General features: G+C 34.7%; 13 protein-coding genes. 1 reads left to right on the plus strand and 12 read right to left on the minus strand.

The window, feature by feature from the left end; translation table 11 throughout:
* Positions 1 to 239: 239 nt before the first annotated feature.
* The 12 genes from CJF42_RS08000 to glyA all read right to left on the minus strand — a co-directional run bounded on the left by CJF42_RS08000 (position 240) and on the right by glyA (position 11,635).
* On the minus strand, positions 240 to 3,422 hold the full coding sequence (locus CJF42_RS08000; RefSeq protein ID WP_502694780.1) for a ligand-binding sensor domain-containing diguanylate cyclase: 3,183 nt from the start codon (positions 3,420 to 3,422) through the stop codon (positions 240 to 242).
* Between the two features lie 88 nt (positions 3,423 to 3,510).
* Entirely contained in the window at positions 3,511 to 3,993 is a 483-nt protein-coding gene (locus CJF42_RS08005; protein WP_095366178.1) for a phosphatidylglycerophosphatase A family protein, read from the minus strand.
* 9 nt (positions 3,994 to 4,002) lie between these two features.
* Entirely contained in the window at positions 4,003 to 4,965 is a 963-nt protein-coding gene (gene thiL / locus CJF42_RS08010; protein WP_095366179.1) for a thiamine-phosphate kinase, read from the minus strand.
* Between the two features lie 56 nt (positions 4,966 to 5,021).
* The gene (nusB, locus tag CJF42_RS08015; RefSeq protein WP_095366180.1) at positions 5,022 to 5,432 is read right to left on the minus strand and encodes a transcription antitermination factor NusB; all 411 of its coding nucleotides are present in this window, start codon (positions 5,430 to 5,432) and stop codon (positions 5,022 to 5,024) included.
* A 9-nt stretch (positions 5,433 to 5,441) separates the two neighbouring features.
* On the minus strand, positions 5,442 to 5,906 hold the full coding sequence (gene ribH / locus CJF42_RS08020) for a 6,7-dimethyl-8-ribityllumazine synthase (protein ID WP_095366181.1): 465 nt from the start codon (positions 5,904 to 5,906) through the stop codon (positions 5,442 to 5,444).
* 121 nt (positions 5,907 to 6,027) lie between these two features.
* Entirely contained in the window at positions 6,028 to 7,146 is a 1,119-nt protein-coding gene (gene ribBA, locus CJF42_RS08025; protein WP_095366182.1) for a bifunctional 3,4-dihydroxy-2-butanone-4-phosphate synthase/GTP cyclohydrolase II, read from the minus strand.
* A gap of 17 nt (positions 7,147 to 7,163) precedes the next feature.
* Positions 7,164 to 7,847: a riboflavin synthase gene (locus CJF42_RS08030; protein WP_095366183.1), complete on the minus strand. Its 684-nt coding sequence runs from the start codon at positions 7,845 to 7,847 to the stop codon at positions 7,164 to 7,166.
* Between the two features lie 14 nt (positions 7,848 to 7,861).
* Positions 7,862 to 8,998: a bifunctional diaminohydroxyphosphoribosylaminopyrimidine deaminase/5-amino-6-(5-phosphoribosylamino)uracil reductase RibD gene (gene ribD / locus CJF42_RS08035; protein ID WP_095366184.1), complete on the minus strand. Its 1,137-nt coding sequence runs from the start codon at positions 8,996 to 8,998 to the stop codon at positions 7,862 to 7,864.
* Between the two features lie 62 nt (positions 8,999 to 9,060).
* A complete protein-coding gene (nrdR, locus tag CJF42_RS08040; RefSeq protein WP_095366185.1) occupies positions 9,061 to 9,510 on the minus strand; it encodes a transcriptional regulator NrdR in 450 nt (149 codons plus the stop codon).
* Between the two features lie 88 nt (positions 9,511 to 9,598).
* Positions 9,599 to 9,856, minus strand: a complete 258-nt coding sequence (locus CJF42_RS28530) for a helix-hairpin-helix domain-containing protein (protein WP_252097559.1) — start codon at positions 9,854 to 9,856, stop codon at positions 9,599 to 9,601.
* Positions 9,828 to 10,253 (minus strand): ERCC4 domain-containing protein, encoded by a 426-nt coding sequence (locus tag CJF42_RS08045; RefSeq protein WP_252097560.1) that lies wholly within the window; start codon positions 10,251 to 10,253, stop codon positions 9,828 to 9,830. Before CJF42_RS08045 ends, CJF42_RS28530 begins: the two co-directional genes overlap by 29 nt.
* A gap of 125 nt (positions 10,254 to 10,378) precedes the next feature.
* Positions 10,379 to 11,635 (minus strand): serine hydroxymethyltransferase, encoded by a 1,257-nt coding sequence (glyA, locus tag CJF42_RS08050; protein ID WP_095366186.1) that lies wholly within the window; start codon positions 11,633 to 11,635, stop codon positions 10,379 to 10,381.
* A gap of 382 nt (positions 11,636 to 12,017) precedes the next feature.
* Between glyA and CJF42_RS08055 the strand changes: the two genes are divergently transcribed.
* Entirely contained in the window at positions 12,018 to 14,996 is a 2,979-nt protein-coding gene (locus CJF42_RS08055; RefSeq protein WP_095366187.1) for a leucine-rich repeat domain-containing protein, read from the plus strand.
* Positions 14,997 to 15,000 lie beyond the last annotated feature (4 nt).

Genomic DNA, 15,000 nt, shown 5'->3' on the forward strand with positions numbered 1-15,000 from the left:
CTCAATCAACGAGAGTTAAAAGCGCTTTAGTCAAGGCATTGGTTACAGACAATGGTTACTCCCTTATCAGAACCAATAACGCAGCATAAAGCGCTTTGAAACCCGCCTAAAAAGAGCTTTTGATAATTGACACTTCGTTATTATCTCAGTTCTAAAGGGAATACCATTAATTCACTGACATACCTAGAATTGTAAAAACTCATAAGCTCTGAGCGGTCACTTAATTAGCCAAATTGGTATTAAAACTGCCATATCTTTAATTCTGACAACCCAGTTTCTAATAAGTTATTTAGTTGTATTTCAATATTTTCACTATTTTCAAATTCAAAAGCATCTAGCTGTTCATCAAAAGAAAAAGTTGCATAACCGTTTCGCCCACTGTCTTTTACTCGATGTAATGCTAAATCAGCAATATTAATTGAAGTTTCCCAACCAATTATTTGCCCGCCTAATAGAGGTAATGGATAAAAAGCCCAACCCATAGAGCTGGTCAATTGAATTGTTTTTCCGTTTGGCAGTGTGAAACTTTGTTCTGCAATAGATTGCCCTAAGTCTTTAACATAATGTGTTATTGCGTCACGCTTCATATCTCTTAGCAATAATAAAAACTCATCACCACTCCAGCGCACAATATAATCTGAACATTGTGTTTTACTATTGAGTAAAGCTGCGACTTGTTGTAGGCAGCTGTCGCCTGTTATAGGGCCATATGTATCATTTACTCGACTGAAGTCATCTAAGTTGATAATAAGCAATGCCATAGCCTTACCTTGCTCTTCTATGCTTGCTCTATTACGTTGGAAATGTTCAATATCTTTTGGTAACTGATCAAACAAGAAACGACGACTTCTTAGACCTGTGAGTTCATCGTTATGGCTGACTTCTTTTAGTTGAGAGTTAGCATTATTTAATTTATCATTGGCTGCTTTGAGTTCTTGAGTTCTTGTTTTAACCTGTTTTTCCAATTCTATTTGCTTTCGACGCTCTTGCGCACGATACATCCGAAATATTAAATAAAATACAAAAATAAATATAGAAGTGATCATTAAACGAAAATAAACGGTTTCATCAAACGTTTTTGGTACTACGAATACAAATTGTGTATCAATAGCATCATTCCATGACTCACTTACACGTTTGACTGATAGTTCAAATACAAAAGTACCTGGTGATAAATTGGTATAAATTGCCTCTCTGCGTATTTTGGTATAACGCCAATCGCTATCTAAGCCTATTAATTTATATCTAAATTCAATACTTTGAGGTGCATAATAATCTATTGCAGTGTATTGAATCGTGACATTTCGCTCATCGGTATCTAATATCTTTTTAGCTGAATCGATTTGTCCAATAGATCTTTTATCCGTTATTATATGTTCAATATGTGGTGTTAACGCACCTGAACCAAAAAGTTCTATATTTTTGGGTATTTCAACTAGACCTTTTAAGCTTGAGTACCATAAAGAGCCATTTTTATCTGCGACTGCATTATGGCCAGATCCAATACAACATTGACTTGGTTTGCCATCTAACTGGCGTTCGAGTGACGTGATCACTTGCTCTGCCTTTAAGCTATCAAGTACTTTGGGGAATTGGATCACAGGTAAACGATATACTCCTTTATGTGTACTAACCCAAAGTTGCTGCAAGTTTTCATCAAAATGTAAACTAAAAATAGCCCCATAAGGCAAGCCGTTAGAAATATCAAACTGGCGCCACTGCTTTTTTAGGTCTCTATAAAATAGACCATCATTTAAAGTACCAATAAACGTACCGACATCTGATACCTCTACTATGCTAGTTACATGAGCACTTTCAAGTGCTGTAGAACCTCCTGTGCGCTCAATTCCTTTATCAGTAAAATAATAAGCTCCTTTTTTTGTGCCTAACCAGCCATAAGTACCTTTGTCCATAATATAAGTAATAGATTTGCTACCCCATAACTGATTGTTATATATAAAAGGTTTTAAACCACTATAAGCTTGACGAAACAAGCCTCGTACTGTGCCTATCCAGATCCCGCCTTTAGATGAAGGGGCTAAGGCTAGTACTGAGTTGTTGCGCAATGCTCTACCAGGTAACGTTTTAACTTTACCATCTTGATAATAAATAACACCACGTTCTGTGCCTAAATATAACCTTGAACCTTGAAATAACATATCATAAATAAACGAACGTCCTATCTTAGATTTTGGGATTTCATTTACATATTCATTATTTACATCAAAATAACCCACTCCACTTTGTGTTGCTGTCCAAAGAAGTCCATCAGGAGATAAAGTCACGGCGTTTATATCTTCAGTTTGCCCTGCGGTTGTTTTATGACGTTTAATATTACCGGAATGAACTTTCCATAACCCTTCACTAAAACTGGTTAACCAAATGTTTTTTTCACGATCTTGAAAAATATCTGAAAACCAAATTGTTTGACCTAACTGTGTAGGTTTAACCCATTGCCATTCACCTGAATCATCGCGATAAAATAAACGGCTATCAGAGGACACCCACAATGCCCCATCTGCATCACTCATAAACTTATAAACAGCTTTATTATTGATATGAGGTAGTGAAAATGGCCTTATTTCTTCGGCAACATCTAAAAAATTAGCACCTAGAAAATCAAGAAAATAAGCACCTAGTTCTGAGGCTAAATAAAGATTGCCGTCAATCCATGACAAATCATAAACAATGGTTTGCCCTAAGCGCTCAGGTAAAGATACTTTTGCAGTAATTTCAAGGCGTAAAGCAGCACCAGAATCATCTGACAAATTGGTTAAACGCAATAAAAAACGATTATTTATTAACCAAACCCCCTCTGGTGATAATGCCATTTTATTTACTGAGCCAATTAACTGACTAATTGCATTTTGCTTTTCTCTATCTGAACGGTCATGTCCTTGAGGGTCTACCCAATCACGATTAGGAGCAATGCCACTAATAATTTGATTTAAAGACTTAAACTTATTTTGATAAAATAGATATAAACCGTTTGCAGCAATCCAAATCCTTTTATCATTATCTTCTAAAATATCCCGAACTGGACCTTTGACATTATATTGGGTGAAACTGAATGATTGAGGATCAAGTCTTACTAATCCTTTTTTAGTGCCCACCCATAATAACCCCTCACTATCTAATAGTAGTTTATTGATTGAGTTATTCGGTAGAAATTTTGAATTAGAAGTCGTGTAATTTGTAAATTGCTGGCCATCAAAGCGACTCAGACCAAATTGTGTACCGATCCAAATATAACCTTGTTTATCTTGAACAACACTTTTTAAAGATTGGGATGCTAAGCCATCTAACGTACTCCATTGCTTTACAACATAATCATTAATTGAAGCAAAGGCATCTATGCTTGTGGTATTTAAAAATATAAAAATGAATACAACAAGTCTAGATCTCACATATTGTTTGATCACTTAACATCTTCTTTTATTGTTATCCTAAAAAATCATAATCACTCATTAGAATATGTTTTTTATGATTATTAATTTCAACTATGGTTATTTATACTAAATAACCACTTTGAATTAAAGCTTGCAGGCAAATTAATGAAAAAATTCCAGCCAGTACATCATCTATCATAATACCAAAACCACCAGAAACTTTTTTATCTAGCCACCTAATAGGTCCAGGTTTTACAATATCAAAAAATCGAAATAATACAAAACCAACAAGCAAAGTTTGCCAATTTATCACAGCGCCTATCATCGTAATATAATAGCCAGCAACTTCATCCCAAACAATTGCACCATGATCATGAACACCTACATCATCAGCCGTTTTACCACATAACCAAATACCAACTATACTGATCACTAAAGCTGTAATTAACTGAATTACTATACCATATTGTACCGTTAAAAATATAAATGGTAATGCTGCAAATGTACCAAATGTGCCTGGCGCTTTTGGTGCTAAGCCCAAACCAAATCCCAACGCTAAAAATTGATGCGGTTTTTTTAAATTAAACTGACATTTTGTACTCAAAACTCACCCTTATGAAAAATGTTGATAGCCTTTTACTTTCATCTCAAAGCGCTCTTCATTTTGGAGCAACTCTATTTCACCTTCATTGCCTTTAATTTGCCCGATGCAAACAGCATCAACACCATATTGGCGTAAGTTAATTTCTAGCATACCTTTATTGTCTTCAGGGACAGTAAACAATAACTCATAGTCATCTCCATAAGCTAACGCATATGGTAAATATTCATCTTGAGTTAAAGCTTCTTTCAATACCTCAGATACAGGTACTTTCTCTACATTAATGCTTGCGCCTACACCTGATAAATCAAGTATATGCTGTAAGTCAGCAATTAAGCCATCAGAAATATCAATAGCTGACGATGCTAAACCACGCAATACTTGTCCTGCTGCCACTCTAGGACTTGGATATTCAAAACGTTTTTTAACGCTTTCTAATTGCCTTGGAGAAAGGTTATGTTTGCCCTTTTGTGCCTCAATAGCAACACCTGAATCACCTAACTGCCCAGAAACATAAATCCAATCACCATTTTTAGCTCCTGAGCGTGTTAACGCTTTTCCTGTTGGTACAGTGCCTTTAGCACAAACACTGATTGTTAAAGGCCCTTTCGTGGTATCACCTCCAATAATCTGAACATTAAAATATTCAGCTATTTCATGCATACCAGCAGTGAATTCTTCTAACCATTGAATATCAGCTTCAGGTAATGTAAGTGCTAAAGAGATCCAAGCAGGTTCAGCCCCCATCGCGGCTAAATCACTTAAATTTACCGCAAGTGCTCTATGACCTAAAGCGCGAGGATCTATATCAGGAAAAAAATGTACACCCGATACAAGCGTGTCTGTTGTAACAACTAATTGACAGTTTTCAGGAACAGTTACAACTGCACCATCATCACCTATACCTAAATCCACATCTTTACGCGTAATACCGTTATTCTTGAAAAAACGGCTGATTAATTCAAATTCGTCCATACACAAAAAAGCCGGCGGTGGCCGGCTCCCTTAATTTAATAAATGACTATTAGGAACTAAGCTCGTAAATCTTTAACAGCTTTATCTAAAACACCGTTAACAAATTTATGACTGTCTTCTGCACCAAATAATTTAGCTAATTCAATTGATTCATTAATAGCTACTTTATATGGGACATCTTCGCGGAATTTAAGTTCATATCCAGATAAACGTAAAATCGCTTTTTCAACCATATCTAAGTCGTCAAAAGGACGCGCTAAATGCGGTGATAATATATCATCTAATTGTGCATGATGTACCGATACACCGCGTGCTAGATCTTGAAAATATTCTACATCCATTTTAGTGACATCATTTTCTAAAAGCATATATTGTTCGATCGTAGCAATTGCGTTACCGCTTAATTGCCAAGAATAAATTGCTTGCAACGCTAATATGCGTGCTTTACGTCTTGCAGCTGGTTTCACAAGGGCTCCTTAAATTTTATCTAATACATTAACCATTTCTAGTGCACTTAAAGCAGCTTCACCACCTTTATTGCCCATTTTAGTACCCGCGCGCTCAATAGCCTGTTCAATACTTTCAGTTGTTAGTACACCAAATGCAACAGGAATATCATAGTTAATAGATACTTGCGCCAAGCCTTTGTTTGACTCACCAGCTACTAAATCGAAATGTGGTGTACCACCTCTAATCACAACACCTAATGCAATTATTGCATCATATTCTTTTTTAGCTGCAATACGTTGTGCAGCTAATGGAAGCTCTACAGCACCTGGAACATAAACGACAGTGATATCGTCATCACTTACATTACCAGTGCGTTTTAATACATCTACAGCACCTTGCAATAAACTACTTCCGATAAAATCATTAAAACGAGAAATAACAATGGCAAATTTTTTGCCTGGGCACTGCATATTGCCTTCAATAATTTTCATTTATAACCTCTGAATTGGGTTTATAGCTTGCGCGATAGCGCTATAAATAATCTGGCGCGCATTATAACACAAAAAAACAGCCGAATTTAAATTAGCTATTTAATTTATTGTTTGATCTTTGTTAGTCTTTTGGTGGTTCAACATATTCAACTACCTCTAGGCCAAAGCCTGAAATAGCATGATATTTTTTAGGTAAACTCATCAATCGCATTTTATGAATATCTAAATCAGCTAAAATTTGTGAACCCACACCAACAGTACGGGATGTACCTTGGAATTTTTTTAATTGACCTGACTCACCTTTATCTTGCGCTTCAAACGCTTGAACGATACCCGTTAGTTCATCCATCGATTCTTGGCGGCCTAATATTACTAAAGCGCCACCTTCCTGCGCGATATACTTCATTGCAGAATTAAGTGTCCAGCTGCGATCGGCAACACGATCTGATTGTAAAATATCATTAAATGTACTTTGTAAATGAACACGCACTAAAGTTGATTCGTCTTCTTTTATTTCACCATTAAGCAATACATAATGTAATTGGTTATCGATAGTATCTTGGTAAGTAACCAAATCAAAATCACCGTATTCCGTTGGTAATTTACACTTAGCAACACGTTCAATTGTCGCTTCGTTTAAGTTACGGTATTCAATTAAATCAGCAATAGTACCAATTTTAATACTATGTTCTTTAGCAAAAATTTCTAAATCAGGGCGACGTGCCATCGTGCCATCAACATTTAATATCTCTACAATCACAGATGATGGTTCACAGCCTGCTAAACGTGCAATATCACAACCTGCTTCAGTATGTCCAGCTCGAGTTAAAACACCACCAGCTTGCGCCATAATAGGGAAAATGTGACCTGGTTGAACAATATCTTCTGGCACTGCGCCTTTTGCGATAGCTGCTTGCACTGTACGTGCACGATCTGCTGCAGAAATACCTGTTGTCACACCTTTGGATGCTTCAATAGACATCGTAAAGTTAGTAGAAAAAGCAGCACCATTTTGACTTACCATAAGTGGCAACTTAAGTTGCTCACAACGCTCTTGAGTTAATGTTAAACAAATTAAACCTCGACCATGCGTTGCCATAAAGTTAATAGCATCAGCACTAATATGCTCTGATGCCATTATTAAATCACCTTCATTTTCTCGGTCTTCGTCATCCATTAGGATAACCATTTTACCTAGACGAATATCTTCTATTATTTCTGCTGCACTGTTTAGATTCATTGGTAACTCGCTACTTCTTATTTGATAAAGCCAGCTTGAGCTAATAGATCAAGCGATACGTTGTCTGACGCATTTTGTTGCGTACTTTGTTCTGTTTTTGGTGCTAAAATCAACCTTTCTAAATATCTTGCAAGTTGATCGACTTCTAAATTAACCCTTGTACCCACTTTCAAATCAACAATCGTTGTTTGCTCAGCTGTATGCGGCACTATCGTTAATTTAAAACGGTTATGTGTTTCTTCATCAGGGGCTGCATTAACAGTTAAACTAATGCCATCAATACACACCGAACCTTTATAAGGAATATATTTTAAAAGCTGACTTGGCGCAGATAGCCAATAATCAACTGCTCTTGCATTTTGTTCTACGGCAACAATTTTAGCAATACCATCAACATGACCAGAGACTAAATGACCACCTAATCTAGAATTTGGTGTCAGTGCTTTTTCTAAATTAACTTTTTGCCCCATTTTATAATGTACAAAACCTGTTAATTCTAATGTTTCTTTTGAAACATCAGCGCTAAATGTATTTTGTTGCAATGACACAACGGTCAAACATACGCCATTAGTCGCGATGCTATCACCTAGCTTTACATCACTAAAATCAAGTGTCTCTGTATAAATAGTAACGGCTAAGTCACCGCCTTTATTTTGTAAAGCTGTAATACGACCTGTTGCTTCAATAATACCTGTAAACATGGTTTTACCTTTATTTAACCTGCTTCTTTATTAGAAAAGGCTGTTATTCGTAAATCTTCACCCATCATAACTACATCTGAAAACGTCAACTTAGTAACCTGCGACATATTTGTACATTCAGGTAAATTAACCAAACCTTTGTTACAATCACCCATCAACTTAGGCGCGATATAAAAAATATACTGATCAATTAAATTAAGTTCAGCGAATTTACCAGCCAGTGTATGACCGGCTTCTAAAAAAAGATTATTTATATTGTGTGAAGCAAGCATCGTTAATGCAATGCTTAAATCTACTTTGCCATTACATTCTGGTACAAGCATATGATTAACAAAATGAGGCCACTGTAATGATTTTTCAAGCTTAGTGGTTAAAATAATTATAGGGCTAGGAATAGCAAAAAAAGCTAAATCAGGTGTGAGTCTATTTTGCGAATCAATCACAATACGTATTGGCTGTCGTAATTCATTTTCAGTTATATGTAAATCTGCAAATTCCGTTTCCATTAACGATTTATAACGTACATTCATTTTAGCATTATCAACAATAACGGTATCTGCTCCCGTTAATATCGCACAGCTTTGCGCTCTTAAATTTTGTACATCTTGACGAGCTTGAGGGCCAGTGATCCATTTACTTTGGCCATTATTTAATGCTGTTCTACCATCGAGGCTCGAAGCAAGCTTGCAAGTAACAAAAGGTTTAGCTGTTTTCATTCTTGTTAAAAAACCAATGTTAAGTGCTACTGCTTGTTGCTCCATTAAACCAAATGCGGTTTCAATACCTGCATCGTTTAATATTGCCAAACCTTTACCACTCACTTTAGGATTAGGATCCACCATAGCCGATATGACTTTTATTACGCCTGCTTTTTTTAAACCTTCAGCACAAGGAGGTGTACGCCCAAAGTGACTACATGGCTCAAGGGTTACATAAGCTGTTGCACCTTTTGTTTTTTCACCGGCCATTAAAATTGCATTTACTTCAGCATGACCTTGCCCTGCTTTAACATGAAAGCCTTCACCAACGATTTCATCATTTTTAACTAAAACACAGCCCACATTTGGGTTAGGTGTTGTGGTATAACGTCCTTTTTTTGCCAGCTCGATTGCCCTGGCCATATAAGCATGATCTTCTGGAGTAAACTGCATTTTTATTATTCCTAACAAAACCGTAACCACGCTGTGGCATTAAATAAATTTGCGTAGTCAATTTATTCGCCTAAACGCGCTATTTCTTCACCAAACTCTTTAATATCTTCAAATGAGCGATAAACCGAAGCAAAACGTACATAAGCGACTTTATCTAATTTTTTTAGTGCATCCATTATGAATTCACCCACAAGGTGACTTGATATCTCTCTTTCACCCGTTGCTCTTAATTGAGATTTTATAGCATGTACTACATCATCAACTTGCTCAGTACTGACTGGTCTTTTTTCAAGTGCGCGATTTAGTCCATTTAAGAGCTTATCTTCATTAAACGGTTCTCTACTACCATCTTGCTTCACAACACGTGGCATGACCAACTCTGCAGTTTCAAATGTAGTATAACGCTCATGACAGTCATTACATTCACGACGGCGACGAACCTGATGACCGTTACCGACCAAACGAGAATCAATCACTTTAGTATCTCTTACTGAACAAAATGGGCAGTACATAATAAAAATTATCCGAATGTTGATTTAAGGTCGCTACGCGACAAAATAATTTAGGGAACAAAAAGAACATTGTAACAAAAGAGTTGCTTCAACTATATTTTTTAGTGAGTAAAGTTTTAATTTTATTTGCAGTTTGTAAACCGACACCTTCAACTTCCATCAATTGTACTTCAGTTGCATTAAATATATTTTCTAAAGAATCAAAGTACGTCAGTAGCCTTTTAGCCAATTGAGGACCGACATTTGGTAGACCTTGAATTAAATACAGTTGTTGCGTTTTAACTCGTTTTGGTTTGCGTTCTGCACGTGTGAGCAGTTTATTTTTTGTTTTTTTTTTGTTTTGCACAATAAATTAATATTTTTGCACTTTCAATTTGATTAGCTGAACGTAAAATAGGAATTTTCATGATAAGAGTGATACTTGCGATTGCCCCAAGCACAGCTTCACGTGAAATTTTAAATTTTCGAATCTCTGATGCACAACCTTCTAGTAATAATGCCACTTGATAATCGGATTGCGTTAAACGGTACATTTGTGAAAATAGCCGACCATTGCAAAGCGACTGAACAAAATCTGTTATAGATTTTCTTTCAATTAAAATTTCACCATCAAGTAAATAATCCCCCAAAGTCAATGTGGTTCGAGTAAGGTGAATTTTTTCATTTTTAGCTAACTGATTCAGTAAATCAATGCATTTTTCTCTATGATCAAATGCAATCTGATAATTCCGATTATCAAACATTTAAATATCACTATGAGAGTCCTTTTAAATAACCATAGCCTAAAACAATAAAAGACCACTAAATGTGGTCTTTTATTTATCAAATTTTATCTACTCGCCACTCAGTGGCTTTTAATAAAACAGATTTATGCGTAAACAGGAAGTTTGGCGCAGATAGCTTTAACTTTTTCTTTTACGTCAGCTTGAACAGTAACATCTTCGATATTATCTAGTACGTCACAGATCCAGCCCGCAAGTTCTTTAGACTCTGCTTCTTTGAAACCACGACGTGTGATTGCAGGAGAGCCAATACGTAGACCTGAAGTAACAAAAGGAGAACGTGGATCATTAGGTACTGAATTTTTATTAACTGTAATGTTTGCATTACCCAAAGCAGCATCAGCGTCTTTACCCGTGATATCTTTGTCGATAAGATCGAGTAAAAATAAGTGGTTTTCAGTTTTTCCTGAAACGATTTTGTAGCCACGTTCTTGTAAAACTGCAACCATAGCTTGTGCATTTTTAACAACTTGAGTTTGGTAAACTTTAAACTCTGGTTGTAAAGCTTCTTTAAATGCAACCGCTTTAGCAGCGATGATGTGACATAAAGGTCCACCTTGACCACCAGGAAAAACAGCACTGTTTAATTTTTTGTAGATAGCTTCATCGCCACATGCAGAAATAATTAAACCACCACGAGGACCTGCTAATGTTTTATGAGTTGTCGTTGTTACAACGTGAGCGTGCTCAACAGGATTAGGGTAAACACCAGCAGCAATAAGACCTGCAACGTGAGCCATATCAACAAACAGATAAGCACCTACTTTGTCAGCGATTTCACGGAATTTAGCCCAATCTACAATACCAGAGTATGCAGAAAAACCACCGATGATCATTTTTGGTTTGTGTTCGAATGCTAATGCTTCAATTTGTGCGTAATCAATTTCGCCAGTTGTTTCATTTAATCCGTACTGAACTGCATTATATAGTTTACCAGAGAAACTAACGTGAGAACCGTGAGTTAAATGACCGCCATGGGCAAGACTCATGCCTAATACAGTATCACCTGCGTCTAATAAAGCTAAAAAAACAGCAGCATTTGCTTGAGAACCCGCATGTGGTTGGACGTTTGCGTATTCAGAACCAAATAACTCATTAGCACGATCAATTGCTAATTGTTCAACTACATCAACGTGCTCACAACCACCATAATAACGCTTACCAGGGTAACCTTCAGCATATTTATTAGTTAACTGAGAACCTTGTGCTTCAAGAACACGCGGGCTACAGTAGTTTTCAGATGCAATTAGTTCTATATGTTCTTCTTGACGAACTGTTTCTTGTTGAATGGCATCGAATAACTCAGAATCGAAGTCAGCTATGTTCATGTTACGTTCTAACATGGTATCTCCTAATAAAAGATAAAGGTGCAAATATGTACGAAGTTTGAGGCGATATTGTACGCATTTAATCAGCGTTTGCCCATAGCAAGTACATATAGATTAAGTGAGTATATTTAAACAGGGATTGAAATAATTTCACAGTGCTTTTGATATGATGTTTTTTTATCATTTACATTTAAAATACAAATAAATAACAGGTTAACATTAACTTTTATTATCAATGATTTTTATCACTAAATAAATTTCTTTAAAAGAACAACAAAAACAAGGCAATAGATTATAAATAAAATTGTTATTAAACAAAAACTCTATATAATGCGCCTTTCGTAGGAATGCATCAAACATAAGAAAAATAAACACTTATGTATCATGGAGTTAAACAATGAGAATCAAATTAAACCACACCTTTATTAAAACCATTTTCTTAAGCTTTTTTTTAAGTGCTTGTGGCGGTGATAGTAATAAAGAAACAAAAAAATCAGTAAAACCTGTCAATCAAGCACCTTCAATAACGAGTATCAACAAACACACTATAGAAGAGCAAAGTACATTTACTTTTACTGCACAAGCAAGTGACAGCGATGGCTCTATTTCAAGCTATTTATGGCAACAAACTGCTGGCACAGAAGTTGTTGATTTAATATCGAATGCAGTAACTTTATCATTTACAGCACCTGATATTGCAACAGATGAAACACTTTCTTTTTCTTTAACAGTTACTGATAATGACAGTGCATTTTCAACTGAAACACTTAACATTGACGTCGTTGCAAATTCAGCCCCTATCATTGCCAGTATGGCAAACATAACAATCAAAGAAAGAGATGAATTTTCATTTACAGCAGATGTATCAGATGAAGATGGCACAATAAGCAGTTATCTGTGGCAACAACTAGAAGGGGCTGTAGTTACTACGTTTAGTGCAAATACTGAAAAATTAACATTTATAGCTCCAAATGTGACCAGTGATGAAAAGCTCGTATTTGAATTAACTGCAATAGATGATTTCAATAATGCAACAACATCTGAACTCACAGTTAATATCACTGCATATTCTGAAATTGATTATAATAATATTGTAGATAGCGGTTTAAAGACTTGTTTACAACTAAATAATCTTGATTTAGGTATTGATTCAATTACCTGTGATAGCATTAAGTTTGAATCTTTATTAGAACTCAATAACTTTCCTTTGTTAAAAACAGTTAATATTACTAATTCAGGACTTACTGATGTTAATGAACTAAAAGATCTCACTCAACTTACATCACTTGATTTATCAAATAACCAAATTGAAGATATCACCACACTTAGTTCGCTGACTAAATTAGAGCATCTAAACATAGCAAACAATCAGGTTACTCAAGAGTCTTTAGTTACATTACTTTCTCAGTTACCTACATTAAGAACACTTAATTTAGAGTCTTATTATTCTAATGATAATTATTACAACACTCTAGATCTAGATGAGTTAGCTGGATTAACACAACTTGAGCAGCTTAATTTAAATCATGTTAGATTAAATAACATTTCAAAACTGACAAACTTTGAAGATTTAACACATTTACAACTTGAAAACGTAGGTTCAGGATTTAATACATTAAGCTTTTTAGCTAATTTACCCAAGTTAACGGTTTTAAATATCGGTAACAATAGTGAAATAAAGGACTTATCAGCTTTAAACCAATTAACCCAACTAGTTGAATTAAACTTATCACAAAATAGTTCGGAAGATTTATCACCTTTAAGCAATTTAGTGAATTTACAAAAACTCAATTTAAGTACAGATTATTACTATTATAACGACAATACTTTAGAACTGAATACTCTAGCCAAATTAACTCAATTAAAAGAACTCAATATTAGTGGCCGTAAAGTAGCAAACTTAATAACCATTGAAAACTTTATTCAATTAGAAACATTATTTATATCTAACATCAATACAGCGAGTATCGCTAGCATTGCAAGTTTAACGAAACTTAAAACTTTAGATGCAAGTAATAATAGCCGATTAGGTGATATCAGTCCTTTAAAAAGCTTAACGAATTTAGTTGACGTAAACTTAGCGAATAATCAAAATTTAGATGATCTTTCCCCTCTATCTACTTTAGTTAATCTGGTTAGACTTAATATTAGTGATTTAAATAATAGTGAAATATTCCTTTTACCATTGTCAAATTTAATTCATTTAAAAACATTAGATGCCAGTAAGAATCAATTATCAGATATTGAGACATTGGCTAATTTAGAACACTTAAAAAGCTTAAAACTTAACAATGCTAACCTAGAATATTTATTTGACTTCTCTAAGCTGACAAACCTAACTGAATTAGATCTATCTCGCAATCAACTCACTTCCCTGAGTAAACTATCCTCGGCAAGTGATTTAACAAAACTGACACTTTCTGAAAATACAGTATTAACTTCTTTAGCTGGATTAGAATCATTAACAAAATTAAATTATCTAAAAGCTGATTACTTAAGCCTCTTACCTGATATCAGCGCTCTTGCGACATTAAATAATTTAGAATATTTAAATTTATATAACACTGACAATCTTTCAAATATTACAGCTTTAGGTGATTTAACTAAACTAACAGAGTTGAATCTGAGAAGCATGTCATTACTGGAAGACATTAGTGTGCTAAATAGCTTAACTAATTTGATCAACCTTGACTTACGAGATAACCGTAGAATTTTATGTAGTCAACTAGATGAATTAAAAAATAATTTAGATAATACTGTAATAAAACACTACTCAAACTGTGTACAGACTCCAATTGATAAGTCACTATTTAAAGATGATAAATTATTATCTTGTGTGATAAATAAATCTTTTGATATTGATCAAATAAATTATTTATCCTGTTCTCATGATGATATTGCAGATTTAAATGGTTTAGAACAATTAAATAAATTAACCAGTTTAAACCTTTACTACAATCAAATTTCTGATTTAACACCTTTAGCTAACTTAATGAACCTAAGTAACCTTAACCTCAATTACAATGATGTTTCTGATTTAAACGTGATATCAAGCTTAACTAACTTGACTAATTTAGAGCTAGAAAAAAACCAGATAACCGAGATTTCTGCATTATCAAATTTAATTAATTTAACGAGTTTAGAGCTAGATAATAATCAGGTAAGTGACATCTCTGCATTATCAAATTTAATGAAATTAAGCCGGCTAGAATTAAACTCTAATCAAATAACCGACATATCTCCTTTAACGAATTTAACTGAATTACGTACTTTATATTTACGATATAACTCTGATATAGATTGTGAACAACTAAACAGTTTAGAAGAGGTACTGACTAACCTATATAACTTTGATAAACCTTCACACTGTAACTAATTTA

The sequence above is a fragment of the Pseudoalteromonas sp. NBT06-2 genome (genome assembly GCF_002276045.1).
In the GTDB taxonomy this organism is placed as follows: Bacteria; Pseudomonadota; Gammaproteobacteria; order Enterobacterales; family Alteromonadaceae; genus Pseudoalteromonas.

What these genes read in the sequence shown, in the direction of transcription:
- CJF42_RS08055 (WP_095366187.1), top strand. Translation starts at nt 12,018, where the DNA reads ATGAGAATCAAATTAAACCACACCTTTATTAAAACCATTTTCTTAAGC.
- glyA (WP_095366186.1), bottom strand. Translation starts at nt 11,635, where the DNA reads ATGTTAGAACGTAACATGAACATAGCTGACTTCGATTCTGAGTTATTC.
- ribD (WP_095366184.1), bottom strand. Translation starts at nt 8,998, where the DNA reads ATGCAGTTTACTCCAGAAGATCATGCTTATATGGCCAGGGCAATCGAG.
- CJF42_RS08030 (WP_095366183.1), bottom strand. Translation starts at nt 7,847, where the DNA reads ATGTTTACAGGTATTATTGAAGCAACAGGTCGTATTACAGCTTTACAA.
- ribH (WP_095366181.1), bottom strand. Translation starts at nt 5,906, where the DNA reads ATGAAAATTATTGAAGGCAATATGCAGTGCCCAGGCAAAAAATTTGCC.
- ribBA (WP_095366182.1), bottom strand. Translation starts at nt 7,146, where the DNA reads ATGAATCTAAACAGTGCAGCAGAAATAATAGAAGATATTCGTCTAGGT.
- thiL (WP_095366179.1), bottom strand. Translation starts at nt 4,965, where the DNA reads ATGGACGAATTTGAATTAATCAGCCGTTTTTTCAAGAATAACGGTATT.
- CJF42_RS08045 (WP_252097560.1), bottom strand. Translation starts at nt 10,253, where the DNA reads ATGTTTGATAATCGGAATTATCAGATTGCATTTGATCATAGAGAAAAA.
- nrdR (WP_095366185.1), bottom strand. Translation starts at nt 9,510, where the DNA reads ATGTACTGCCCATTTTGTTCAGTAAGAGATACTAAAGTGATTGATTCT.